Here is a 23,924-nt window from a genome sequence, read left to right on the forward strand (position 1 = left end):
GGGTCCTGTCACAATGATCTGACCGCTGCGTCCGCGGCCGTCGCCACACCCACGGCACCGATGGCCGATTGGACGCTTCGCCGACAGGCCGGCGCTACCGCGCTGGGCTGCCGTGTCGGAGGACGAGTTACCCCAGGTGGCCGGGTCATGCCCTTTCGACCTGCCCATCTACCAGTTCCCCCGCTCGCAGTCCCAGGAGAATCCAGTGACTTACGCTCCAATCGAGACTTCGCCGTCCTTAGCCACGGCGGAAGCAATGACGGGATCCACCATGACCACGCCAGTGACCGACGCCGAGATCTTCGAAGGACACGAGGGCGGCAAGCTCTCCGTGGCCGCGACGCGCCCGATCTCCTCGCCCCGTGACCTTTCGGTCGCGTACACGCCTGGGGTGGCGAAGGTGAGCCGTGCGATCGCCGAGGACGCGGCCAAGGCGAAGCGGTACACGTGGGCGGACAGGCTGGTCGTGGTGGTCAGTGACGGTACGGCGGTGCTCGGTCTCGGTGACATCGGCGCGAGCGCCTCGCTGCCGGTCATGGAGGGCAAGTCGGTCCTGTTCAAGACCTTCGGCGGGCTCGACTCGATTCCGCTGGTGCTCGACACCACCGACGTCGACGAGATCATCGAAACCCTGGTCCGGCTGCGCCCGTCGTACGGTGCGGTGAACCTGGAGGACATCTCGGCGCCGCGGTGTTTCGAGCTGGAGGACAGGCTCAAGGAGGCGCTCGACTGCCCGGTCATGCACGACGACCAGCACGGCACGGCGATCGTCACGCTGGCCGCGCTGCGCGGGGCGAACCAGGTGCTCGGCAAGGACATCTCCGGCCAGCGTGTGGTCGTCTCCGGAGCGGGCGCGGCGGGGGTGGCCTGCGCCAGGATCCTGCAGAACGCCGGCGTCGCGGACGTCACCGTGCTCGACTCGCGCGGGATCATCCACGAAGGCCGCGATGGCCTGAACCCGATCAAACAGAAGCTCGCCGAAACCACGAACACGGCCGGTCTGCGCGGCGGACTCGGTGAGGCACTGAAGGGCGCCGACGTCTTCCTGGGCCTGTCCGGCGCGACCATCGACGAGACGTTGCTGGCCGGGATGGCCGACGACGCGATCGTCTTCGCGCTGTCCAACCCGGACCCGGAGGTTCACCCGGCCGTGGCGTCGCGGTACGCCAAGATCGTGGCGACCGGACGCAGCGACTTCCCGAACCAGATCAACAACGTGCTGGCGTTCCCCGGCGTCTTCCGCGGCGCGCTGGACTCCGGCGCGCGGGCGATCACCGAGAACATGAAGCTTGCCGCGGCCGAAGCGATCTTCTCGGTCGCGCAGGACGACCTCGGCCCGGACCGCATCGTCCCGAGCCCGCTGGACCCGCGGGTCGCGCCCGAGGTGGCCGCGGCGGTCGCGAAGGCCGCCGAGGCCGACGGCGTGGTGTGACGGTCCCTTTTACGCTCGCTCAAGCGCTATGAAAGGTCCTTTCCTTGCAAAATTTGCAAGGAAAGGACCTTTCATAGCGCGTGGGGGTTGCGCTGCTCAGCCGGTCGGAATCGCCAGATCGGCGCCGGGGACGAGGGCGGAATCGGTCAGCCGCGAGTCGGGCGAGTGGAGCGTGCAGAAGACGGTGCGCACGCCGTGTTTCCAGGCGTCGCGCTCAGGCTTCAAGTAGCCCAGATCGGTGTAGACACCGGCCTCGTCGAGTCGCGGACGGTCCACGTTCTTGGCCAGGATCCGCTGACAGTGGGTCAAGGCGTCCGCTTTCAGCTCTCCGCCACCGGGCCAGGGGCCGTCCGCCGCGGTGAAGGCGCCGATCACCTGGGTGCTGTGCACGCTTCCGCACGCGGCGAGTTCCACGCTGGTGAAAGTGCCCGTGACCGCGGACTGCTGGAAGCAATCGCCCGGCTTCAGGGTGCATGCGTTGGCGTGGCCCGGCGACGGGGTCGCGCAACTCGCGCTCGGCGGGCTCGCGGTGTAGTGGTCCGGGTTCCCCATGGTGTTCCCGATCAGGGCGATCCAGCCGACGGCCCAGAAGCCCGCCGCCGCGAGGCCGCCGATCGCCAGCCCCCGGCCCGGCCGCTTCCCCGGACCGGTCTGGGTGAGCGCGATGACGCCCACGACGATCGCGGGGAGCAACGGCAGCGCCAGACAACCGGCCAGTCCCAGTACGAGCGCGGTGATCGCCAGGCCGCTGGTCTTGTGGTGGTGCGGCGGGTGGGCGAACCCGTACGGCTGCGCGATCGGCGCTCCCGGCCCCAGCGGAGTGTTCATGGCCCGAACCTACGAAGGGCGCATGAAGTTCCGATGACACAACGGTCGTGGGAATCGCGTCAGCCGAGCAGTTCGGTGAGCCGGTGCCGGGGCAGATCGATCAGCCGAGCGTCCGTCAGGTCCGACGGGACGTCGAGTGAGACGTTCGCGAGCCGCGCGTGCGCCCTGGTCAGCAGTTCGTTCTGGTGCTCGATGGCGTCCGCGACGACGATGGCGTGCCGGTTGTCCGGGGTGCTGCGCAGCAGCCGCAGCCGGTATTTCGCGCCGACCAGCCGGTTGAGCGCGGTCTGCGCTTCGGCGTTGGTCAGATCCGGATGCGAGTTCGGGACCAGCAGCGCGAGCCGTCGCGCGTTGGTGCCCAGCAGGGTCCGCAGGAGCCACGGGCCGGGGTCGGCCGAGAGGTCCATCGCGACCGCGTCGCCCTCCGGTCCGGAAACGGACCAGTCGACCGGCCGTGATTCCAGCGCCAGCCCGCCTTCGGTGGCGATCTCGTGCAGCTTGTCCAGCAACGACGGCTTGGCCGCCCCGGCGGACTCCACCGACTGCGGTCCGTGGGTGTAGATCGCGGACTTCCCTTTGCCGCCGCGGTTCTTCTTCGACTTCGCGGTCGGCTGGCAGATGTAGAGATCCGCCGCGCTCCCGATCGCCTGCGCGCCGAAGTACCGGTTGAAGCCCGGCAGGATCGCTTCGAAGGTCAGCCCGAGCGTCGCGAGCGCCCGCTGCACCTGCGCGCCCAGCGCGGGATGCCGGGGGCTGTAGCCGTAGGCGAGCAGCAGTCGCCCGTCCGAGGGTTCGGCGAGCGCTTGGACCCCGCGCGCGGCGAACAGGCCCATTCCTTCCGGGGTGTAAGGCGGATCACTGAACACGAGATCCATCCGCCCGGTCACCGCGGGTGGCAATCCGACCCGCAGATCCGTGTGCAGGGTGCGGATCGACCGCTCGCTGAGTTCGTCGATGTAGGCCAGCACGCGATCGTCGAGGTCGACGACGGTGAGGTCCGCGTCGGGCCGCAGCGCGCGCACGGCCAGTGAAGTGAGGTCATGGTCGCCGAGGAACAGCAGCTTCGCCGTGTCGAGGTCGTACTGCTCGTCCAGCCACAGCGCGCGCTTCAGCACGGTCTCCGGTGTCGCCTGCACGTGGTCGAGCGCGGCCAGCGGCGGCGGCACGTTCTCGACGTAGCTGGTGATGGTCTTCAGCAGGTCGGGATCGGTTTTCCGGTCCCGCGCCTCGAAGCGCGCGTACTTCTCCCGAGCGGCCGGCGCCAGCCGGAAACGGGCTTCGGCGCGCTCGAGGTCGTCGCCGAGCGCGGTCAGGACGTCCTCGACACTCCGTCGTGGCGCGGTGCTGATCCGGATCAGGTCGCCGAGGTCACGCCAATCCGTCCGGAGCAGGGAAATCACCTGATGGAGCGGTCGCACGTGGACACCGTGCGCAGCCAGGACGTCATCGACGGGAGAACTCACGGGCTCAGCCTAGTGACCCGTTGCTTGAGACACCGTGCCAACGCCCGCGATCTGGGCTACGGTTTTTCGACCAGACATGGGGAGAGACACGTGACTATCGAGTTCCGTGGCGTGACCAAGCGGTATCCGGACGGGACGGTCGCGGTCGACGACCTGAACCTCACTGTTGAGGACGGCACCATCACCGTCTTCGTCGGGCCGTCCGGCTGTGGCAAGACCACGTCGCTCCGGATGATCAACCGCATGGTCGAGCCGACCTCGGGCACGGTACTGCTCGACGGCGAGGACGTCAGCGACGGCGACCCGGCCCTGCTGCGCCGCGGTATCGGCTACGTCATCCAGCACGCGGGCCTCTTTCCACATAGGACCGTCCTCGACAACATCGCCACCGTGCCGCTGTTGTCGGGCTGGGACAAGGGCAAGGCGCGTAAGCGTGCCGCCGAACTCCTCGAAACCGTCGGCTTGCCCACGGAACTCGGCAAGCGGTACCCCGCCCAGCTTTCCGGCGGCCAGCAGCAGCGGGTCGGTGTCGCCAGGGCGCTCGCGGCGGACTCGCCGGTGCTGCTGATGGACGAGCCGTTCTCCGCCGTCGACCCGGTCGTCCGCGAGGAGCTGCAGGACGAGCTGCTCCGCCTGCAGTCACAGCTGGGGAAGACGATCGTGTTCGTCACCCACGACATCGACGAGGCCGTGCGGCTCGGCGACAAGATCGCGGTGCTCCGGGTCGGCGGTGTGCTCGCGCAGTACGGCACGCCCTCGGAGGTGTTGCGGCACCCCGTCGACGACTTCGTCGCGTCGTTCGTCGGGAAGGACCGCGGCTACCGCGGGCTCTCTTTCCTGCCCGCGGAAGGGATCGTCGTCGAAGAGGTCAAGCGGGTCGAGGTCGGCAAGCCGGTCACGGGCACGGTCGACGAATGGCTGCTGGCGGTCAACGCCGATGGACAGCCGCGCGGCTGGCTCCGCCCTGAGTCCACTGTGGACGGCGAACTGGCCGAATCGGACCTGGTCGCGGGCGGCTCGCTGTACGTCCAGGGTGCGCCGATCCGCGGCGCGCTCGACGCGGCGCTGTCGTCACCCGCGAGTCTCGGCGTCGTCGTCGATTCCGGTAACAAGGTCCTGGGCGTGGTCAGAGCCAAGCAGGTTCTCGAAGTGATCGAAGCGCTGCCGCTGGGTTCCTGATGGGGGACTTCTTCGCGGAACTCGGCCGCTATCTCGGCAGTGCCAACAACCGCTCGCAGTTCTTCGGCGATCTGCTCGATCACGTCTACCTTTCACTGGTGCCGCTGGTACTGGGACTGCTGATCGCGGTATTGGCCGGCTGGCTGGGGCACCGGTTCTCCGCGGTGCGTTCCGTGCTGCTGGTGGTGTCGAACCTGCTGTACACGATCCCGTCGCTCGCGTTGTTCGTGGTGATCCCGGGCATCATCGGCTCGAAGATCCTCGACAGCGTCAACGTCATCGTCGCGCTCACCGTCTACACCGCCGCCCTGCTGGTGCGCCCGGTGCTGGACGCGCTCGACGCCGTCCCGCCGCACGTCGTCGCGGCGGCGACCGCGGTCGGCTACAAACCCGCGCGCCGGTTCCTCGCCGTGGAACTGCCGCTTTCGGTGCCGGTGCTCGCGGCGGGCGTCCGGGTGGCCTCGGTCAGCAACATCAGCCTGGTCAGCGTCGGCGCGCTGATCGGAACCGGCGGGCTCGGGGTGCTGTTCACCGACGGCTTTCAGCGCGAGTACTTCTCGCCGATCGTGGTCGGCATCGTCGCGACCCTGGTGCTCGCGCTGATCGTCGATCTGCTTCTGGTGCGGCTGCGTGATGTCCTCACACCCTGGAACCGGGTGGCGACCACGGCGGGGGCGAAATGATCGGCGACGTCGTGAACTGGTTCGGTGACCCGGCCCATTGGCAGGGCACCGACGGCATCCTCAACCGGCTTCTGCAGCATCTCGGCTACACGGTGCTTGCCTTGGCCTTCGCGGTGGTGATCGCGATCCCGCTCGGGCTCTACGTCGGGCATACCGGCCGCGGCGCGGTGCTGCTGGTGAGCGGTGGCAACGCGATCCGCGCACTGCCGACGCTGGGGCTGGTGACCTTCCTGTTCCTGCTGATCACCGAAAGCGTGACCTCGACGATCATCGGCCTCGTGGTGCTCGCCATCCCGCCGATCCTCGCCGGGACGTACGCGGGGCTGCAGGCGACCGACCACGGCGTGGTCGACGCGGCGCAGGGCATCGGAATGACCGGGTGGCAACGGCTGTGGAAGGTCGAGGTGCCCATCTCGCTGCCACTCGTGCTCGGCGGCGTGCGGAACTCGGTGCTGCAGCTGGTGGCGACGGCGGCCGTGGCCGCGTACGTCGGGCTCGGCGGGCTCGGCCGGTTCCTGCTCGACGGACTGGCCATTTTGGACTACCCACAGGTGGTCGCGGGTGCTGTCCTCACGACGTTGCTCGCCGTCGTGCTGGATCTTCTCCTGGCGGGCGTCCAGCGTGCGCTGGTGCCCAAGGGAGTCCGGCTGGCGCAGGCCGCGAGCGGGAAGAAGGCGACGGTATGAGGCGGACGGTGGCGGCCTTGTTCGCCGGGATCGCTTTGCTGGCAACGGCTTGTGGTAACCCGCTGGCGGGCGGTGCCGAGGGCGGCGCGACCGGCGACATCATCATCGGCGCGTCCGACGTCGGCGAAAGCCTGCTGCTGGCCCAGATCTACGCGGGCGCGCTGCGCAACGCGGGTGCGGAGAACGTCACCGTGCGTCCGCCGGTCGGCAGCCGCGAGGTCGTCGTCAAGGCGCTGCAGGACAAGTCGCTTTCGGTGGTTCCCGACTACAGCGGGAACCTGCTGCGTTACTTCGACAAGGAGACGCAGGCGACCACACCGCAGGACGTCTACGCGCAGTTGAAACGGAAACTGCCGCCCGGCTTCGAGGTGCTCGACCAGGCGCCCGCCGAGGACAAGGACCTTCTGGTGGTGCGCAAGGAACTCGCCGATTCCGGGGTGAAGACGTTCTCCGATCTCGGCCCGCGCTGCAAGGATCTCGTCTTCGGCGGTCCCGGCCAGTGGAGCAGCCGTTGGAAGGACAAGATCAAGACGCTCTACGGCTGCGAGTTCGCCGAGATCCGCACGACCGACACCGGCGGCCCGGTCACGGTCGCCGCGCTGAAGTCCGGCGACATCCAGGTCGCCGACCTGTTCAGCACGTCGTCCACGATCGCCGCGAACGGGTTCGTGCCGCTGGTGGACGACAAGAACATGTTCCCCGCGCAGAACATCGTGCCGCTGATCGCGAAGGGGACGTTGTCGCCGAAGGAGGTCGAGGCGCTGAACCGGGTCTCGGCGGTGCTCACCACCGATCAGCTGACCGAGCTGAACGTCCAGTTCAGCGAGGAGAAGCGCAACCCGCTCGACGTCGCCGAGGAGTTCCTGCGGCGGAACAACCTCCTCGCCCCCTCCTGAACGCGTAGTCGGCTAGAGGCGTTCGAAGGCGGGTGAGTAGCGGAACGCGCCCCGAAGAGCGGGGTCGTACGCGCGGAGCGTGCGGACCTGGAAATACGGCGCCCATTCCGCGACCGGCGGCGTGATCCCGTGCTGTTCGGCGAGTACGAAGCCGAACCGGGAGTAGTAGCGCGGATCGCCGAGCAGGACCACGGCGCCGTAACCGAGCGCGTCGGCCGCGCCGAGCGCCGCGTGCACGAGCGCCGAGCCGATGCCGGAAGCGTGATACTGGGGCAGCACACCGAGCGGACCGAGGCCGACGACCGACTTCGCGTCCTCGTCGAGCCACGCCGGGCTGCAGCAGACATGCCCGACGACTTCGCCTTCCCGTTCGGCCACGATGGACAGTGCGCCGATCAGATCACCGTCTTCACGGAGCTCGTCGACGAGTTTCGCCTCGACCACCGGGACACTGCGCGTCGCGAAAGCGGCCAGGTGGACGGCGTGGATCGCCTCGCGGTCGGCCGGGGTTTCCTGTCTGAGCAACATGCGCACGAGCATGCTCCATCCGAAGGTAGGATGGAAATCGATTTCCGCTCGGCGAGGTCGCGACTTTAGTAGGCGGCCATCCGTGTGTACTTTCACGTCGCCGCAACGACCGGTGGTCGGAAAAGCGACCACCGGATGTGCGGATCCCCAATTCTTCGTGGGCCGTACGGGCGCAAAACGCGACTAAAGGCGGGGGCTGAACGGTGCCCGACCTGCGCTTCAAGCGCGTCCAATACCCCCGAGATGTCCGTAATGCAAGGTCTTCCTTGGGGTGAAACCGCGACTTAGTCTCAGCCTGCGCTCCTAAGTGGAACGCGCTTCACCTCTGAGTCACCCCAACGATCCGGCGGACGCTTACGTCCGTGGGTCGACCCTGCCTGGGAGGAATATCTTGAACAATTCCCTAGGAACCTTGAAGAGACGCCTGCCCGCCTTCGGCGTCGCCGCGGCCGTCGCCGTGCTGACGGCACTCGGTGGCACCACCGTCGCTTCGGCGGCGGAGGGCTCGATCGTCAACGCCGGCAGCGCGAAGGCGATCAAGGACAGCTACATCGTCGTGCTGAAGGACGGCTCGTCGGTCGAAGCCACGGCGAAGAGCCTGACGAACCGTCACGGCGGCACGGTCGAAAAGACCTTCGCGTCGTCGGTCCGCGGCTTTTCCGGCACACTGACCGAAAAGCAGGCGAAGCGGCTCGCCGCCGACTCCGCGGTGGCTTACGTGGAGCAGAACCAGACCGTCTCGGCGTCGACGGATCAGCTGAACCCGCCGTCCTGGGGCCAGGACCGGGTCGACCAGCAGAGCCTTCCGCTGGACCAGAAGTACAGCTACAGCACCACGGCGTCCAACGTCACCGCGTACGTCATCGACACCGGCATCCTCACCACGCACCCCGACTTCGGCGGGCGCGCGACCCACGGCCGTGACACCGTCGACAACGACAACGACGCCACGGACTGCAACGGCCACGGCACCCACGTCGCAGGCACCATCGGCGGCACCGCGCACGGTCTGGCCAAGGGCGTCAAGCTCGTCGCCGTCCGCGTGCTGAACTGCTCCGGCTCCGGCACGACCGCCGGTGTCATCGCCGGTATCGACTGGGTCACCGCGAACGCCGTCAAGCCGGCCGTCGCGAACATGAGCCTCGGCGGCGGCGCTTCGGCGACCCTCGACCAGGCCGTCCAGCGGTCGATCGCGGCGGGCGTCACCTACGGTGTCGCCGCCGGTAACGACAACGGCGCCAACGCGTGCAACACCTCGCCCGCCCGTACCCCCGAGGCGATCACCGTCGGCTCGACGACGAACACGGACGCGCGGTCGAGCTTCTCCAACATCGGCACCTGCCTCGACATCTTCGCGCCGGGCAGCGGCATCACGTCGGACTGGCTGAACAACGGCACCAACACCATCAGCGGCACCTCGATGGCGACCCCGCACGTCGTCGGCGCGGCGGCCCTGTACGCCTCGGCCAACCCGTCGGCCACGCCGCAGCAGGTCCGCGACGCACTGGTCAACAACGGCACCAAGGGCAAGGTGACCAACGCGGGCACCGGTTCGCCGAACGTGCTGCTCTACACCGGTACCGGTGGTGGCCCCGGCCCCGAGCCCACGCCTTGCGGCACGCAGACCAACAGCAGCCCCGTCGCCATCCCCGACGCGGGTGCCGCGGTGACCAGCACCGTCACCGTCGCGAACTGCGCCCGCAACGCTTCGGGCACCACCAAGGTCGCCGTGAACATCACCCACACCTACGTCGGTGACCTGGTCATCGACCTGGTCGCGCCGGACGGCACCTCGTACCGCCTCAAGGGTTCGAGCAACGACTCGTCCGACAACATCAACACCACGTACACCGTCAACGCCTCGGCCGAGGCCGCGAACGGCACCTGGACGCTGAAGGTCCAGGACGTGTACCAGATCGACACCGGCACGCTCAACAGCTGGTCGTTGACCCTCTGATCCACCCCTGGAGTACGTGAAGGCCCCCTTCCTCCTGCTGGGAAGGGGGCCTTCCCGTGTCCGAAGGGTGATTCGGGCCCCAGTTGCCGCGTTCGTCCTATCTGGACGGTGGCGAGGCCTTAATCTCTGCGCATGCAGCCCGGACCGCCCTATCAGCAGGGACCTCAGCAGCCGTACCCGCCGCAGGGATACCCGGGGTATCCGCCTCCCGGCTACGGACCGCCGCCGAAGAAGTCCAACACCGGACTCATCGTGGGGCTCGTGATCGGCGCGGTGGTGGTGCTCGGCGGTGGCGGGGTCGGGGCCTTCCTGCTGCTGTCCGGTGACTCCGGCCCGTCTTCCTCCGCCGCGTCGCCGACGTCGTCCAAGAAGACCGGGCCGCCGGACAAATACTCCACGATGCCCACCTGCCAGAAGATCGGGAGCGGCGTGAGGAATCTGCCGCCGCTCGAAACACCGAAGGGCGAGGAACCGGCGAGCACCTCGAACAACGAGATCACCTACACCCGCTCGTTCTGCACCTGGCGCGAACCGGACGCGCCTTCGGCGATGGTCGGGATGTACCTGTCGAAGTCGAAGGAGCCGGGTTCGGGCGCCGGGGAAGCCTGGGCGAAGGCATCGATCGAGAACGCCGTGAACGACGGCGGCGTCCTCATTCCCACCATGGCGAAGGCGACCAAAGCCCTCTACGCCAAGCTCGACTCGGCGAGTCAGTGCCAGATCAAGTTCTACCAGGGCAATGTCGAGGCGGAGATCATCGTGACCGGCCCCAATCCGTCCGGGACGGTCAACCAGACGGTGTGCAAGGAGAACGCCTTGAAGGTCGCGAAGGCGACCTCCGAGGCGATCGGTTAGGCCCCTTGCCTGTCGTCAGGTAGTGAAGGCCTCCTTCGCTACTTTGAGGGTCAATGTCAGGAACTTAAGGCCGGTGGGGCGGTCGCGTGTCGGACATGTTCGCCCAGGTCGGGTAGCCCGGCTCCAGTACGTACCGTCCGTTCGGGCAGTGACTGTTCGCCGACGAAGGTCGATGGTGTCGATGGTCCGTGAAGGCCTCCTTGGCGAGCACTGATTTGTTGACCTACTGATGGAGGTCTCGCACCCGTACCGGCGACCTGAGTGAGGTGCCCTTGATCAGCCTCCGAACCGGTGACGATCCCCGCTGTCTATGAAGGATTTGGGACACTCAACGTCCCAAATCCTTCACAGACACGCTCGACCGCCCGCCGAATCACTGCTCATCTGCTGGTCAGACGTAGGTACACAAGACCACGCCTCCTTGAGGGACCCAGAGTCCCTCAAGGAGGCCTTCACGGACTTGATAACACCGGCAAAGGGTAATCAATCGGACGAATCGCCCCTCGGCGAATCCTTTATGGACAGTTGGAGAGCCTCAGGAACCGTCGCTTAAGTTCCTGGCATTGACTTTGAGGGTAGGTAAGGGGACCTTCACGGCAGCGTGCCGGTCGCGAAGGCGGCCTCCCGCGCGATCGGTCAGCCGATTTCCGCGACCTGGACCTGCCCGCTTGGCCCATCACCGAACGGATTCTCCCAGCCGTGCCATTCGGCGGCGAGGACGTAGAGCGAACCCCCGTCCTCGCCGCCGAGCGTGCAGGAGAAGCAGCCTCGGTCGGCTTCGACCTTCTGAAGCACTTCGCCACCTTCGCGGACGCGGACGCAGTACTTCTTCGCCACGTCGGCGTACCAGACGGCACCTTCGGTATCGAGGCAGATGCCGTCGGGGTGATCGCCGCCGAGATCGGCCCACACGCGCCTGCCGGACAGCGAGCCGTCCTCGGCGAGGTCGAAGGCGGTGAGCCGGTTGCCGTACGACTCGGCGACGATCAGCGTCTTGTCGTCGGGGGTGATGGCCATGCCGTTGCCGAACAGGATGCCGTCGGCGACTTGGCGTACTTCGCCGTCCGGGGTGACGACGGCGATGACGCCGGGCTGCTGCAGGTCGCTGGAGCCGTTGACGTAGGCGTTGCCGCGGCTGTCGACGACGAGTTCGTTCCAGAGGGAGGCGACCGGACTCAGCTCCGCGTAGGTGCTCAGGTCCGCGTTGAGCAGCCGGGCGTTCGGGCCGTCGACGATGAGAAGGCGGCCGTCGGGGAGCCAGTCGAAGGTGATCGGCATCGCGGTCGGCACGGTCGCGATCACTTCGCTTTCGCCGTCGGGCGTGACGGCGAGGATCTGGCCGGTTCCCCAGTTCGCGAGCCACAGGCGGCCGTCGTGCCAGCGGGCGGATTCGGGAAGTTTGAGGCCGTCGAGCAGGGTCTTCATGGTGTCTCCTTCGTTCGTTTCCCCCTACACGAACGGGACCCACCGTTTTCGACACCGGGGGCTGAAGGACGCTTTCCCCGCATCAGACGCAGCGAAAGGGCCCTTCACCGCGTGGGATGCGGTGAAGGGCCCTTTCAGCTCACGTCAGGCGATCGGTGGCTCAGTCGAAGGCCCGCGCGATCAGCGCCTTCTGCTCGACCTCGTGCACCTTGGACGAACCGGCCGACGGTGCCGCCATCGGGCGCCGCGAGACGACGTCCAGGCTGGAGAACACCTCCGGGAGCTTCCGCGGCAGGTTCAGGCCGAAGAACGGCCACGCACCCTGGTTCTCCGGCTCCTCCTGGACCCAGACCGCGGGCGCGCCGTTGTAGCGCTCGAGCGCCGCCACCAGCTTCTTCTTCGGCAGCGGGTAGTACTGCTCGACGCGCACGATCGCGATGTCGTTCGCCTCGCGCTTCGTCCGCTCGGCCACCAGTTCCCAGTACAGCTTGCCCGACGTCAGCAGGACCTTGCGCACCTTCGACGGGTCGACGACGGCGTCGTCGATGACCGACATGAACTTCGACTGGCCGGTGAAGTCCTCGACCGCCGAAGTCGCCGCCTTGTTGCGCAGCATGGACTTGGGGGTGAAGACCACCAGCGGCCGGTTGACTCCGTCGAGCGCGTGGCGGCGGAGCAGGTGGAAGTAGTTCGCCGGGGTCGACGGCACCGCGACGGTCATCGAGCCTTCCGCGCACAGCGAGAGGAAACGCTCGATGCGGCCGGAGGTGTGGTCCGGGCCCTGGCCCTCGTGGCCGTGCGGCAGCAGCAGCACGACGTCCGACAGCTGGCCCCACTTGGCCTCACCGGAGGAGATGTACTCGTCGATGACGGTCTGCGCGCCGTTGACGAAGTCACCGAACTGCGCTTCCCACATGACCAGCGCTTCGGAGTTGGCCACGGAGTAGCCGTACTCGAAGCCGACCGCCGCGTACTCGGACAGCGCCGAGTCGTAGATCATCACGCGGCCCTGGCCCTCGGCCAGGCTCGCCAGCGGCGAGTACTCCTGGCCGTTCTTGCGGTCGATCAGCACCGAGTGGCGCTGGGTGAAGGTGCCGCGGCGGGAGTCCTGGCCGGACAGCCGCACCAGGCGGCCTTCCATGGCCAGCGAGCCGAACGCGAGCAGCTCGCCGAACGCCCAGTCGATGCCGCCTTCGCGGGACATCTTGTGGCGGCGCTCCATGACCGGCTTGACCCGCGGGTGCGGGGTGAAGCCCTCGGGCACGTTGAGGAACGCGTCGCCGATGCGCTCGATGACCTCGGTGGTGGTCGCCGTGGGCACCTTGGCCGGGACCTGCTGCTCCTCCTCGACCGAGGGGCTGGCCTTCGCCGGGTGCTTCTCCAGCTCGCGGACCTCGTTGAAAACGTGCTCCAGCTGGCTGGAGAAGTCGCGCAACGCGGCTTCGGCCTCTTCGACGGAGATGTCGCCGCGGCCGATCAGCGATTCGGTGTAGGTCTTCCGGACCGAACGCTTCGTGTCGATGATGTCGTACATCGCCGGCTGGGTCATCGAGGGGTCGTCACCCTCGTTGTGGCCGCGGCGGCGGTAGCAGATCAGGTCGATCACGACGTCCTTGTGGAACGCCTGGCGGTAGTCGACGGCCAGCTTGGCCACCCAGTGCGCGGCCTCGGGGTCGTCGCCGTTCACGTGGAAGATCGGCGAGCCGATCATCTTCGCGACGTCGGTGGCGTACTGGCTCGACCGCGAGTGCTCGGGCGCGGTGGTGAAGCCGACCTGGTTGTTGACGATGACGTGCACGGTGCCGCCGGTGCGGTAACCGCGCAGCAGCGCCAGGTTCAGGGTCTCGGCCACGACACCCTGGCCCGCGAAGGCCGCGTCGCCGTGCATCAGGACCGGGAGGACGGTGAAGCCCTCGCCGCCCTTGTCGAGGATGTCCTGCTTCGCGCGGACGATGCCCTCGAGGACCGGGTCGACGGTCTCCAGGTGCGACGGGTTCGCGGTCAGCGACACCTTGGTCTCGCCGTCGCCGAACATGCGGAAGTACTTGCCCTCGGCGCCGAGGTGGTACTTCACGTCACCGGAGCCGTGCGCCTGTCCCGGGTCGAGGTTGCCCTCGAACTCCTGGAAGATCTGCGCGATCGGCTTGCCGACGATGTTCGCGAGCACGTTCAGGCGGCCGCGGTGCGGCATACCGATGACGACCTCGTCGAGCTCGTGCTCGGCGGCCTTGTCCAGCAGCGTGTCCAGCAGCGGGATCGCGGTCTCGCCGCCTTCGAGGGAGAACCGCTTCTGGCCGACGTACTTGGTCTGCAGGAAGGTCTCGAACGCCTCGGCGGCGTTGAGCTTCGAGAGCACGTACTTCTGGACGGCGGGGTCCGGCTTCTCGTGCGGGATCTCGACGCGGTCCTGGATCCAGCGGCGCTCTTCGGGGTCGAGGATGTGCGTGTACTCGATGCCGACGGTGCGGCAGTAGGAGTTGCGCAGCACCCCGAGGATGTCACGCAGCTTCATCCGCTCCTGGCCGGCGAAGCCGCCGACCGGGAACTCGCGGTCCAGGTCCCACAGGGTCAGGCCGTGGGAAAGGACGTCGAGGTCGGCGTGGCTGCGCTGCCGGTAGTTCAGCGGGTCGGTGTCGGCCATCAGGTGACCGCGCATGCGGAAGGCGTCGATCAGCTCGATCACGCGCGCGGTCTTGTCGACCGGGCCGTCCGGGATGTCGGCGACCCAGCGGATCGGCTCGTACGGCAGGCGCAGGCTGGTGAAGACGTCGTCGTAGAAGCCGTCTTCGCCCAGCAGCAGCTCGTGGATGCGCTTGAGGAACTCGCCCGACTCCGCGCCCTGGATGATGCGGTGGTCGTAGGTCGAGGTCAGCGTCATGATCTTCGAGACGCCGAGGTCGACCAGGGCCTTCTCGCTGGTGCCCTCGAAGTGCGCCGGGTACTGCATGGCGCCGACGCCGATGATCGCGCCCTGACCGGCCTGCAGCCGCGGCACCGAGTGGTTGGTGCCGATCCCGCCGGGGTTGGTCAGCGAGATCGTGGTGCCGGCGAAGTCGTCGGCGGTCAGCTTGCCGGTGCGGGCCTTCTTGACGATGTCCTCGTAGGCCTGCCAGAACTGCATGAAGGTCATGTTCTCGGTGGCCTTGATGGAGGCCACGACGAGCGTGCGAGAGCCTTCCTTGCCCTTCATGTCGATCGCGAGACCGAAGTTCACGTGCTCCGGCGTGATCGCGAACGGCTTCCCGTCGATCAGCTGGTAGTGCCGGTTCATGTTCGGGAAGTCCTTCAGCGCACGGACCATCGCGTAACCGATGAGGTGCGTGAAGGAGATCTTGCCGCCGCGCGTGCGCTTGAGGTGGTTGTTGATGACGATGCGGTTGTCGGCCATCAGCTTCGCCGGGACGGCGCGCACACTCGTCGCTGTCGGCACGGACAGCGAGGCGTCCATGTTCTTCGCGATCGCGGCCGCGGCGCCACGGAGCTGCTTGGACTCCGGCTCGGCGTCCTTCTCGACCGGCTTGGCGGGCGCCTTCGCCGGGGCCTTCGCGGGAGCCGCCTTGGGCGCGGCCGCCTTCGCTTCGGTCTTCGGAGCCGGCTTCGCGGGCGCTTCCTTAGTCTCCGTCTTCGGAGCGGTCTGCTTCGCGGTGGACTCGGCGTTGCGGACCGTCTGCGGCGACGGCGTGGAGGCCTGGCCGTTGGTGCCCGGGCCATCCTTGACGGTCTGACGTGCGTCGTCAGCCTTCGTCTGCGCGGCCTGCGTTGGCTTGAAGTCCGCGAAGAAGTCGTGCCAGGCGGCATCGACTGAGGTGGGGTCGGCGAGGAACTGGTCGTACATTTCCTCGACGACCCACTCGTTGGGGCCGAATTGTGACGCAGGGCTGCTGCTGGACACGGCTTGGACTCGCCTCTATCCGTCTCGAGATCTTGAACACCGCTGATGCGCCTACCAGGCTAACCCCCTCGGTGGCGGCCGTGTGATGGAACTGGCCTGTGTGAGGCGTGGCGCACTAGGTGATGGGTCACTGTCTCGATCAAGAGATCGAAAACGAGTCACCCCCGGACGGGGCCCGCGACCAGTCGGGGGAGCGGGGGACCTTTGCTGTCGCTGTCGCCGTCTGTGCAGGTCAGGTCACTGTTTCGTCCGGAAACCTTGGCGAAATCGTCGCCGGAGGACAGCCTGGAGTTCACGTCGGCGGGCTTTGCTGGGTGGAGGATGCGGCCGGTGTCGTGCCGGCCGCCGGTCGCCCGCGAGGTGGTGGCAGACGATGTGGCTGGACGAGTGTCCGTCGTTCTGGGACGAGGGGCGAGTGCGCCCGTTGGTCACCGAATCCGGCAAGGTCGTGCTGATGTGCGACTCGTGCTGCGCGGTGTGGCCGACGCTCTCCGACTTCGAGGAGATGGAGCACGTCGAGCCCGACGAACCGGACTGGGCCGTGACGGCCGGGGTGCACGTCCGGCCGGGGACCTTCCGGTGGGCGTCGGAGCGGGACCTGGAAGCGGCCGGGATGAGCGGCCTCGCCTGGCGGTCTTAAGCGGTGTACGGACGCTCCGCGGGTAGCAGCGCTTCGGCCTCGTCGATGCGGTTCGCGGCGACGAGCGCGCCGATGTCGCGCATGGTCGGGGTGATGTCGGTGACCGCGGTGATCCATTTGTCGACATAGCGATCGACGGCCTCGCCGCTCAGCCCCATCTGGAGCGAGCGGTGCTTCAGTGGACCGAGCCGGATGCCGCGTTCCGGGTCCCATTGGACGCGGACCGGGCTGGCCTTGACCTGGCGGCGCCACGTCTCCCGGTCGGGATGGACGTCGGGGTCGTAGTGACTGAGCGCCGCGTGGTCGAGTGCCCAGGCGAAGCCCTCGCGAGTGATGTCGAGGGCGAGTACGCGTTCTTGGCCGGGCTTGGCCGCCCAGCCGCAGCGGTACGCCATCCACAGGAAGGACGGCTTGATCCAGGTCATCCGTTCGCGTTTGAACGGCGGCGCGAACGTGCCAGCCTTCAGCGCCGCGTCGGCGATGGCCGGCGAGTACGCCTGATAGACGCGGATCGTGGTTTCGGTGTAAGCGGCGCGGATCTGCCGCGCCGGGATTTCTTCGTTCATTTCCCCAGCAGCGTGACACGCGTGAGGGTTCGCGCGCGACCGAAATTCCCTTGCCCGCCGGGGCATGCTGAGCCCATGGCATTGCTGCGCAAGGGTTCGCGACGGATCGTGGTCGACGAGACCGGTTATCGGTGGAACATCCGGCGGAAACCGACCCACGCACAGGACGAAGGTTGTTTTCTTTCGTACGCGGTGGAACTCGAAGACGCCCGGGGTGCGGTGCTGGTGGTCCAGACGGACCACGCGCATCCGTTGAACTACATGGGAGTGCCGTCGAAGGCGGTACTGCCTTCGGACGTCGCGCTGGCGATCCGGCTGGCGCTGGAACGCGGCTGGGAACCGGCGGCTCCCGGACCCCAGTTCCAGCTCGACCTCGCGACCGTGTGAGGCGATGCCCCGCGTTCAGAGGACTGAATGCGGGGCATCGTCGTCAGCCCAGGGACCACAGGCGCGCGTAGTGCCCACGGGCCGCCACCAGTTCGGTGTGCGTGCCCTGTTCGACGATCCGGCCGTGGTCCAGCACCACGATCCGATCGGCCTTGGCGGCGGTGGCGAGGCGGTGCGCGACGACGAACGTCGTGCGGCGGCGCGCGAGTTGTTCCGTCGCGCGCAGGACGGCGGCTTCGGTGGACGGGTCGAGGGCCGCGGTCGCCTCGTCGAGCAGGAGGACGTCCGGGTCGACGAGTTCGGCGCGGGCGAGAGCGACGAGCTGCCGCTGCCCGGCCGAAAGCGACCGTCCGCGTTCACCGACGGGCTGGTGGAAACCGGCGGGGAGGGCGGCGACCCCGTCCAGTGCGCCGACGGACCGGACCGCTTCCTCGACCTCCGCGTCCGTCGCGGAAGGCTTGCCGTAGCGCACGTTGTCCGCGACGGTTCCCGAGAACAGATGCGCTTCCTGCGGCACCACGCCCATCCGCGCCCGCAGCGCGGTCAGGTCGTATTCGCGGATGTCGGTTCCGTCGATCCGGACCACGCCGCCTGTCGCGTCGTAGAACCGGGCGACGAGCTTCACCGCCGTCGACTTCCCGGCGCCCGTCGCCCCGACCAAGGCGACGGTCTCGCCAGCCGAAACCTCCAGCGAAAGTCCCGTCAGTGCGGGCTCGTCCGACGCGGAGTAAGCGAAATCGACGTCCTTGAAGGAGACCTCGCCCCGCAGCCGCTCCGGGACCGCGACCGGGTTCTCCGCTTCGGGAACGGAAGTCGGCGTACGCAACAGATCACCGATGCGGGACAGGCCGACCCTCGCCTGCTGATAGCCGTCGAAGACCGACGACAGCTGCTGGATCGGGGAGAAGAACTGGCCCAGGTACAACAGGAAAGCCACCAGCACACCGGCCGACAGGGTGCCCGTCGCGACCCGGTTCGCGCCGACGATCAGCACGACGACCTCGGCGAGTCCGGAAAGCATTGCCGCGAAAGGGAAGTACGTCGCGACATAGCGCTGCGCGCGTAGCCGCGAACGCCGGTATTCGTCGCTGCGGGAAGCGAACTTCTCCGCCGTCCGCTCTTCGCGCGTGTACGCCTGCGCGACCCGCAGCCCGCTCACGTTCTCCTGCATGTCCGCGTTGACCACGCTGACGCGTTCCCGCGCTTCGGTGTACGCCTTCGAGGAGGCGCGGCGGAAGATCACCGTCGCCACGATGAGGATGGGGAGCACCGCGAGCGCGTACGCGGCCAGCCCGATGTCGGTGATCATCAGCGCCGCCGCGATACCGACCAGCGTCAGCGCGCTGACCACGGCCTGTGCGACGCCGGTCTGCAAGAACGTCGAGAGCGCGTCGACGTCGGTCGTCATCCGGGTCATGATCTTCCCGGACAGTTCGCGTTCGTAGAAGTCGAGCCCCAGCCGCTGCAGATGCGCGTAACTGCGCACGCGCAGCGAATACAGCACTGTCTCGCCGACCCGCGCTGTCATCTTGGTCTGGAGGTAGACCACCAGCCAGTCCGCGAGGATCACCAGCGCGCCGATCCCGGCGGCCAGCCAGATCACCGTCTCCGCCCCGGCGCGCACGCCGTTGTCGATGCCGTGCTGGTACAGCGCGGGCATCGCGATGGTGGCCAGCGCGTCGGCGGCGACCAGCCCGATCACCACGGCGAGCGGGCCCCGCACCGGTTTCAGCAGACGGCCGAGGCGGAACCTCGGTTCGGGCGCGGTGACGTCGGTGCCCGGCAACCGCGGGGTGTCCGTGGCGGGCGGCAGTTTCCGGACGCCTTCGAGGAGTTCGCCGCTCGGTGGGAGGTCGACCTCCCATTCGCCGCCGGTGCCCTTCCGCCGCTCGCCCGCCAGCTCGTCGGCGTCTTCCTGCCGTGGCCACAGGGCGGGGGTGATCCCCGCGGGGCCGCAGTCGAGGCCTTCACAGCGATGCGGTTCCTCGACGTCGTCGCCCGGACCCGCGACGAGTTCGCGGAACAGCGGGCACCGCGCCAGCAGTTCCTCTTCGGTGCCGACGTCGACGACGCGGCCCTTGTCCAGGACGGCGATCCGGTCGGCGAGGGCGAGGGTGGAGCGGCGGTGCGCGATCAGCAGGGTCGTCCGGCTCGCGGTGACCGAACGCAGCGTGTCGTAGATCGCCGCTTCGGTGACCGTGTCGATGGCCGAGGTCGCGTCGTCGAGGACCAGCACGCGCGGATCGGTCATCAACGCCCTGGCCAGGCCGAGCCGTTGCCGCTGGCCGCCGGACAAGGTGAGGCCGCGCTCGCCGACGAGGGTGTCGTAACCGTCGGGGAGCCGCTGGATGAACTCGTCCGCTTCCGCCGCCCGCGCGGCCGCCCTGATCTCTTCGTCGCTCGCGTCCGGCCTGCCGTAGGCGATGTTGTCGCGCACCGAGGAGGAGAACAGGAACGCCTCCTCGAAGACCACGCCGATGGCGCTGCGCAGGTCGTGTTGGCGAACGTCGCGGACGTCGAGGTCGCCGACCTGGACCGAACCGCTGTGCACGTCGTAGAACCGGGGCAGCAGCAGCGAAATCGTCGACTTCCCCGAACCCGCCGTGCCGACCAGGGCGAGCGTTTCACCCGGCCGGGCCTCCAGCGTGAGGCCGTCGAGCACGGGATCCGACCGCGTGTAACCGAAGGAGACATCCTCCAGCCGGACGCCGAGCGGGCCCTCGGGCAGTGGCCGCGCGTCGGGGCTGTCGACGACGTCCGGCTGCGCGTCGATCAGTTCGTTGACCCGTTCCGCTCCGGCCCTGGTCAACTGGGCCTGGACGACGAGGCTGGAGATCATCCTGGCCGGGCCGATCAGGATGGACAGGTAGGTCGCGAAAGCCAGGAAGGTGCCGAGGCTGACCTCGCCCTTCAGTGCGAGTACGCCACCGACCGCCAGCACCGCAACCTGACCGGCGGCGGGCAGCGCGGCCGTCGTGGCCGTCGGCAGGGAGGACAGCCGTGCGGCGCGCATGCGTTCGGCGAAGAGCTTCTTCGCCGTGTTTTCCAGCTTCGCGACTTCGCGTGCCTCCTGGCCGAAGCCCTTCACGACGCGTACGCCGGTGACGGTCTCCTCGACCTGCTGAGCGACATCGGCCGCGCGTTGCTGCGCCGCCCACGTCGCGGGGAACAGCCGCTTCCGGCTCACCGCCATGATGATCGCGATCGCCGGGGCGACCACCATCGCGATCAGGGTCAGCGTCGGGGACATCCACAGCATCGCGCCCAGCGACAGCAGCGCGAAGATCACCGACCCCGCCGAGAGCGGCACCTGCATCAGGACCGAGGTGACCAGCTGCAGATCCGAGATCGCGCGCGAGGCGACTTGACCGGTGCGCAGCGCGTCCTGTTTGCCGCCGTCGAGCCGGGAGACCGCGTTGAACACCTGGCGGCGCAGATCGTGCTGCACGTCGAGGGCCAGCCGTCCGCCGACGTACCGGCGGGCGAAGGCGTTGCCGAAGGTCAGCACCTGCACCACCGCCATCACGGCGGCGAGCAGACCGAGGCGGGAGGTTTCGCCCGCGACGGCGTCGTCGAGCGCTTCGCGGATCAGCAGGGGACCGGCGGCCTGGAGGCCGACGCCGATGATCGCCGCGCCCAACGACAGAACGACCAGCCAGGGGTGTTTCCAGCACGAAGCGGCCAGCCGCCGGATCCAGCCTCCGGTGGGCACCGGGGCCGTCTCACGAGCCGGGCTGGCTTGACGCGGGCGAGGTGGAGCAGTAGTCACCCCGCCAGCCTAGGCGCCGGTACCGACAAGCTCGGCCGGTTCGCGCAGGGCCGAACGCCATGAAAGGTCCTTTCCTTGCAAAATTTGCAAGGAAAGGACCTTTCATGGCGCGTGTGGGCTGCGACTTACGTGATGTCCTTCTTCTGGTTCACGGCCCAGCCCGCGAGGAAGAAGATCATCGTCCAGCCGAAGAAGATGAGCGCGGAAGCCCACCACGAGAACGCGCCGGGGGCACCGGCCGCGTACTGCAGCGCCCACGCCGTCTCGTCCTGCAGACCCGGCACCTTCACCCCGGCGGCACCGAACGCTTCCGCGCCGATGGCGCCCACGATGCCGTTGACCGTGCCGTTCGGCAGGACCCCGCCGAGCCACGTGATGTCCCACGCGCCGAACGAGACGAACACCAGGACGTTCTCGACGACGAGCATCCAGATCGTCAGCGTGATGATGCTGCCGATGACACTGCGCCACACCGCGCCGACCCCGATACCGAACAGGGTCGCGAGGATCGTCGCGAGGACACCGGCGCCGAGCACGCCCAGCCACTGACCCGCCGTCGGCAGGCGTTCGCTGTCGACCGTGATCACGGTGCCGAGGCTCGCCGCGGCCACGATGATCACACCGTAGATCGCGCCCCACGCGACGTAGGTGATCATCTTCGCGCTCAGCGCCGAAACCCGGTTCGGGGCGGTGAGGAACGTCGTGGTGATCGTCTTCTTCGTGTACTCACCGGCGAGCGCGAAGACACCGAAGATGATCGGGATCATCGTGCCGATGTTGATGCCGTGCCCGAGCGCGAGCAGGCCCACGGGCAGCTCGCCGGTCGAGATGCCGAGCGCCTCGGTCAGCTCACGGGTGTCGGAGCGCCCGAGGAAGTCACTGAAGTCGTTGGTGACCATGCCCCAGAACAGGGCGAACGCGAACGCGAAGACCACCGCGGGGATCATCAGCGCCCACCACGCCTTGAGCGTGAGCGTCTTGCGGAACTCCGCCTTGATCAGGTTGCCCATCAGCCCTGGCCTCCCCAGCCCTCGTTCTGGCCCTGCTGCGCCTGCTGAGGCGGCGCCTGCTGGTACTGCTGTTGCTGGGGCTGCTGGCCCTGCTGGAACTGTTGCTGCTGTTGTTGCTGCGGCGGAGCGAACCCGGGCGGCGGCGTGTTCGGCGGCGCGAACCCGGGCGGCGGGGTGTTCTGCGGGGCATAACCCGGCGGCGGACCCTGGTAACCGGGCGGCGGGCCCTGGTAACCCGGGGGCGGACCCTGGTAGCCCGGCGGCGGGCCCTGCATGCCGGGCTGAGGCGCGGCGTACTGCCCTTGGGTCAGCTGGAAGAACATCCGCTCCAGATCCGCGGTCTCCTCCTGCATGCCGTAGACGGCGATGCTCGCCTTGGCGGAGATGTCACCGATCTGCTGCACCGTCGCACCGGAGACCGCGACCCGGCCGTCCGGCATCGGCGAAACCTGCGTGATGCCCGCTTCCTGCATCGCCGCGACCAGGCCGTTCGCGTCCGCGGACTGCACCAGCACGCGCGACTGGTTGCTCTTGCGCAACTGGTCCAGCGAGCCGTTGTAGCGCGTCATGCCCTGGCTGATGATCACGACCTGGTCGATCGTCTGCTCCACCTCGTTCAGCAGGTGGCTCGAGACCAGCACCGTGCGTCCTTCACGCGCGTAGGCGCGCAGGAAGTTCCGAAGCCACAGGATGCCTTCGGGGTCGAGACCGTTCGTGGGCTCGTCCAACACCAGCACCTGCGGATTCCCCAGCAACGCCGTCGCCAGCGCCAGCCGCTGCCGCATACCGAGCGAGAACCCGCCGGCCTTGCGGTCCGCCGCGGACGACAGGCCGACCAGGCCCAGAACCTCGTCCACCCGCTGATCCGGCATCCCGATCGCCGCCGAGTACACGCGCAGGTGATTCCGCGCCGTACGTCCCGGGTGGAAGCCCTCGTTCTCCAGCACCGAGCCGACGACCCTGGCCGGATTCCCCAGCTGGTCGTGCGGGCGCCCGTTGATGGTCGCCGTGCCGTTCGTGGGCGTCACCAGCCCGAGCAGCATCCGGAGCGTCGTGGTCTTCCCAGCCCCGTTGGGCCCCAGAAAACCGGTCACCGAACCCGGCTCCACCGTGAAGCTCAGATTCTGGACCGCGTTGACCGCACCGAACTGCTTGCTCAGGTTCTGCACCGCGATGCGGCCACTGCCGTCGTGCATACCGTCCCCTTTTGTTGACGAAGGCCGATCACGCGACATCCTGCCTCACCCGGTGAGTCCGCACCCGAGGAAGGGGTCAATCCGCCGAAAGCGACCTTCGTCACGTTCGATGGGGTGACGGCTCCGTCCCTCAGCGCAGCCGACACTGGGCCGAATGGTCGCTGACTACCGGTTTTGCGGCGCGGAGCAAAAATCTTCACCGGCCGGGGCGATGGTCTGTGAAGAAATAATCCGAACGACATGGCAACCTCATGCAGCGCGACGGCGACTTATTACCTACGATGTAGGAGGCGGCCCGCTCCCAGTGACCCCCAGGCTGGTTGAGCGGGCCGCCCTCAGCCCCTTTGCCCCACCTTGGTCGACGCTGGCGCGTCTTCCCTGAGGTGGGGCTTCGTCGTATCCCCCGGGGGCCGAGCCCCCGGAGCCCCCACGGTGCGTTCGGCTGCGGTCTCGAGTGGGTCGGCCTCGGGCGCGGAGCGCCCTGGCCTGGTGAGCGAGTGGGGCGGCCTCGGGCGCGGGGCGCCCTGGCCGG

Annotated in this window: 18 protein-coding genes; 9 read left to right on the top strand and 9 right to left on the bottom strand. The window is 68.1% G+C overall.

Annotation, left to right across the window (positions count from 1 at the left end; genetic code table 11):
• Positions 1 to 271: 271 nt before the first annotated feature.
• Complete coding sequence (locus tag ACZ5ZX_RS21965) at positions 272 to 1,432, top strand: NAD(P)-dependent malic enzyme (protein ID WP_465503831.1); 1,161 nt, start codon at positions 272 to 274, stop codon at positions 1,430 to 1,432.
• Between the two features lie 96 nt (positions 1,433 to 1,528).
• Here ACZ5ZX_RS21965 and ACZ5ZX_RS21970 read toward each other — a convergent pair whose 3' ends face one another.
• Complete coding sequence (locus ACZ5ZX_RS21970; RefSeq protein ID WP_465503832.1) at positions 1,529 to 2,260, bottom strand: DUF4190 domain-containing protein; 732 nt, start codon at positions 2,258 to 2,260, stop codon at positions 1,529 to 1,531.
• A 59-nt stretch (positions 2,261 to 2,319) separates the two neighbouring features.
• Positions 2,320 to 3,723: a bis-aminopropyl spermidine synthase family protein gene (locus ACZ5ZX_RS21975; RefSeq protein WP_465503833.1), complete on the bottom strand. Its 1,404-nt coding sequence runs from the start codon at positions 3,721 to 3,723 to the stop codon at positions 2,320 to 2,322.
• 90 nt (positions 3,724 to 3,813) lie between these two features.
• Between ACZ5ZX_RS21975 and ACZ5ZX_RS21980 the strand changes: the two genes are divergently transcribed.
• Genes ACZ5ZX_RS21980 through ACZ5ZX_RS21995 form a run of 4 tightly spaced genes read left to right on the top strand, consistent with a single transcriptional unit; the run spans position 3,814 to position 7,167 of the window.
• Positions 3,814 to 4,902 (top strand): ABC transporter ATP-binding protein, encoded by a 1,089-nt coding sequence (locus ACZ5ZX_RS21980; RefSeq protein ID WP_465503834.1) that lies wholly within the window; start codon positions 3,814 to 3,816, stop codon positions 4,900 to 4,902.
• A complete protein-coding gene (locus ACZ5ZX_RS21985; RefSeq protein ID WP_465503835.1) occupies positions 4,902 to 5,585 on the top strand; it encodes an ABC transporter permease in 684 nt (227 codons plus the stop codon). Before ACZ5ZX_RS21980 ends, ACZ5ZX_RS21985 begins: the two co-directional genes overlap by 1 nt.
• Positions 5,582 to 6,271, top strand: coding sequence for an ABC transporter permease (locus ACZ5ZX_RS21990; protein WP_465503836.1), 690 nt, complete (start codon positions 5,582 to 5,584; stop codon positions 6,269 to 6,271). The genes ACZ5ZX_RS21985 and ACZ5ZX_RS21990 overlap by 4 nt, the downstream gene beginning before the upstream one ends.
• Positions 6,268 to 7,167, top strand: a complete 900-nt coding sequence (locus ACZ5ZX_RS21995; protein ID WP_465503837.1) for an ABC transporter substrate-binding protein — start codon at positions 6,268 to 6,270, stop codon at positions 7,165 to 7,167. The genes ACZ5ZX_RS21990 and ACZ5ZX_RS21995 overlap by 4 nt, the downstream gene beginning before the upstream one ends.
• 12 nt (positions 7,168 to 7,179) lie before the next feature.
• On the opposite strand, the gene ACZ5ZX_RS22000 is transcribed toward ACZ5ZX_RS21995, so the two are convergent.
• Positions 7,180 to 7,695 carry a GNAT family N-acetyltransferase gene (locus ACZ5ZX_RS22000; RefSeq protein WP_465503838.1) on the bottom strand — a complete coding sequence of 172 codons (516 nt, stop codon included), beginning with the start codon at positions 7,693 to 7,695 and terminating at the stop codon, positions 7,180 to 7,182.
• Positions 7,696 to 8,086: 391 nt separating this feature from the next.
• On the opposite strand from ACZ5ZX_RS22000, the gene ACZ5ZX_RS22005 reads away from it, so the two are divergent.
• Together ACZ5ZX_RS22005 and ACZ5ZX_RS22010 are read left to right on the top strand one after the other, a co-directional pair.
• Positions 8,087 to 9,652: a S8 family peptidase gene (locus ACZ5ZX_RS22005; RefSeq protein ID WP_465503839.1), complete on the top strand. Its 1,566-nt coding sequence runs from the start codon at positions 8,087 to 8,089 to the stop codon at positions 9,650 to 9,652.
• A gap of 132 nt (positions 9,653 to 9,784) precedes the next feature.
• Positions 9,785 to 10,507 carry a hypothetical protein gene (locus ACZ5ZX_RS22010; protein ID WP_465503840.1) on the top strand — a complete coding sequence of 241 codons (723 nt, stop codon included), beginning with the start codon at positions 9,785 to 9,787 and terminating at the stop codon, positions 10,505 to 10,507.
• A gap of 636 nt (positions 10,508 to 11,143) precedes the next feature.
• On the opposite strand, the gene ACZ5ZX_RS22015 is transcribed toward ACZ5ZX_RS22010, so the two are convergent.
• Both ACZ5ZX_RS22015 and ACZ5ZX_RS22020 read right to left on the bottom strand, forming a co-directional pair.
• On the bottom strand, positions 11,144 to 11,932 hold the full coding sequence (locus ACZ5ZX_RS22015; RefSeq protein ID WP_465503841.1) for an SMP-30/gluconolactonase/LRE family protein: 789 nt from the start codon (positions 11,930 to 11,932) through the stop codon (positions 11,144 to 11,146).
• A 160-nt stretch (positions 11,933 to 12,092) separates the two neighbouring features.
• The gene (locus ACZ5ZX_RS22020) at positions 12,093 to 15,824 is read right to left on the bottom strand and encodes a multifunctional oxoglutarate decarboxylase/oxoglutarate dehydrogenase thiamine pyrophosphate-binding subunit/dihydrolipoyllysine-residue succinyltransferase subunit (protein ID WP_465503842.1); all 3,732 of its coding nucleotides are present in this window, start codon (positions 15,822 to 15,824) and stop codon (positions 12,093 to 12,095) included.
• A gap of 373 nt (positions 15,825 to 16,197) precedes the next feature.
• Here ACZ5ZX_RS22020 and ACZ5ZX_RS22025 point away from each other — a divergent pair, with 373 nt between their 5' ends.
• Complete coding sequence (locus tag ACZ5ZX_RS22025) at positions 16,198 to 16,464, top strand: hypothetical protein (RefSeq protein ID WP_465503843.1); 267 nt, start codon at positions 16,198 to 16,200, stop codon at positions 16,462 to 16,464.
• Here the strand turns inward: ACZ5ZX_RS22025 and ACZ5ZX_RS22030 are convergent.
• The gene (locus ACZ5ZX_RS22030; protein WP_465503844.1) at positions 16,461 to 17,030 is read right to left on the bottom strand and encodes a DUF4291 domain-containing protein; all 570 of its coding nucleotides are present in this window, start codon (positions 17,028 to 17,030) and stop codon (positions 16,461 to 16,463) included. The two genes, ACZ5ZX_RS22025 and ACZ5ZX_RS22030, sit on opposite strands and share 4 nt — an antisense overlap.
• A 75-nt stretch (positions 17,031 to 17,105) precedes the next feature.
• On the opposite strand from ACZ5ZX_RS22030, the gene ACZ5ZX_RS22035 reads away from it, so the two are divergent.
• Positions 17,106 to 17,417 (top strand): hypothetical protein, encoded by a 312-nt coding sequence (locus tag ACZ5ZX_RS22035; RefSeq protein ID WP_465503845.1) that lies wholly within the window; start codon positions 17,106 to 17,108, stop codon positions 17,415 to 17,417.
• A 43-nt stretch (positions 17,418 to 17,460) separates the two neighbouring features.
• Here ACZ5ZX_RS22035 and ACZ5ZX_RS22040 read toward each other — a convergent pair whose 3' ends face one another.
• From ACZ5ZX_RS22040 to ACZ5ZX_RS22050, 3 genes are all read right to left on the bottom strand, one after another.
• Positions 17,461 to 21,186, bottom strand: a complete 3,726-nt coding sequence (locus ACZ5ZX_RS22040) for an ABC transporter ATP-binding protein (RefSeq protein WP_465503846.1) — start codon at positions 21,184 to 21,186, stop codon at positions 17,461 to 17,463.
• 125 nt (positions 21,187 to 21,311) lie between these two features.
• Complete coding sequence (locus ACZ5ZX_RS22045; RefSeq protein WP_037306660.1) at positions 21,312 to 22,196, bottom strand: ABC-2 transporter permease; 885 nt, start codon at positions 22,194 to 22,196, stop codon at positions 21,312 to 21,314.
• Entirely contained in the window at positions 22,196 to 23,392 is a 1,197-nt protein-coding gene (locus ACZ5ZX_RS22050) for an ABC transporter ATP-binding protein (RefSeq protein ID WP_465503847.1), read from the bottom strand. Before ACZ5ZX_RS22050 ends, ACZ5ZX_RS22045 begins: the two co-directional genes overlap by 1 nt.
• Positions 23,393 to 23,924 lie beyond the last annotated feature (532 nt).

Source organism: Amycolatopsis sp. NPDC033938, from assembly GCF_055575975.1.

Coding starts and splice junctions, on each gene's coding strand:
- ACZ5ZX_RS21965 (WP_465503831.1), top strand. CDS start 272: ATGACCACGCCAGTGACCGACGCCGAGATCTTCGAAGGACACGAGGGC.
- ACZ5ZX_RS21970 (WP_465503832.1), bottom strand. CDS start 2,260: ATGAACACTCCGCTGGGGCCGGGAGCGCCGATCGCGCAGCCGTACGGG.
- ACZ5ZX_RS21985 (WP_465503835.1), top strand. CDS start 4,902: ATGGGGGACTTCTTCGCGGAACTCGGCCGCTATCTCGGCAGTGCCAAC.
- ACZ5ZX_RS21990 (WP_465503836.1), top strand. CDS start 5,582: ATGATCGGCGACGTCGTGAACTGGTTCGGTGACCCGGCCCATTGGCAG.
- ACZ5ZX_RS21995 (WP_465503837.1), top strand. CDS start 6,268: ATGAGGCGGACGGTGGCGGCCTTGTTCGCCGGGATCGCTTTGCTGGCA.
- ACZ5ZX_RS22000 (WP_465503838.1), bottom strand. CDS start 7,695: ATGTTGCTCAGACAGGAAACCCCGGCCGACCGCGAGGCGATCCACGCC.
- ACZ5ZX_RS22010 (WP_465503840.1), top strand. CDS start 9,785: ATGCAGCCCGGACCGCCCTATCAGCAGGGACCTCAGCAGCCGTACCCG.
- ACZ5ZX_RS22015 (WP_465503841.1), bottom strand. CDS start 11,932: ATGAAGACCCTGCTCGACGGCCTCAAACTTCCCGAATCCGCCCGCTGG.
- ACZ5ZX_RS22025 (WP_465503843.1), top strand. CDS start 16,198: ATGTGGCTGGACGAGTGTCCGTCGTTCTGGGACGAGGGGCGAGTGCGC.
- ACZ5ZX_RS22030 (WP_465503844.1), bottom strand. CDS start 17,030: ATGAACGAAGAAATCCCGGCGCGGCAGATCCGCGCCGCTTACACCGAA.
- ACZ5ZX_RS22035 (WP_465503845.1), top strand. CDS start 17,106: ATGGCATTGCTGCGCAAGGGTTCGCGACGGATCGTGGTCGACGAGACC.
- ACZ5ZX_RS22045 (WP_037306660.1), bottom strand. CDS start 22,196: ATGGGCAACCTGATCAAGGCGGAGTTCCGCAAGACGCTCACGCTCAAG.
- ACZ5ZX_RS22050 (WP_465503847.1), bottom strand. CDS start 23,392: ATGCACGACGGCAGTGGCCGCATCGCGGTGCAGAACCTGAGCAAGCAG.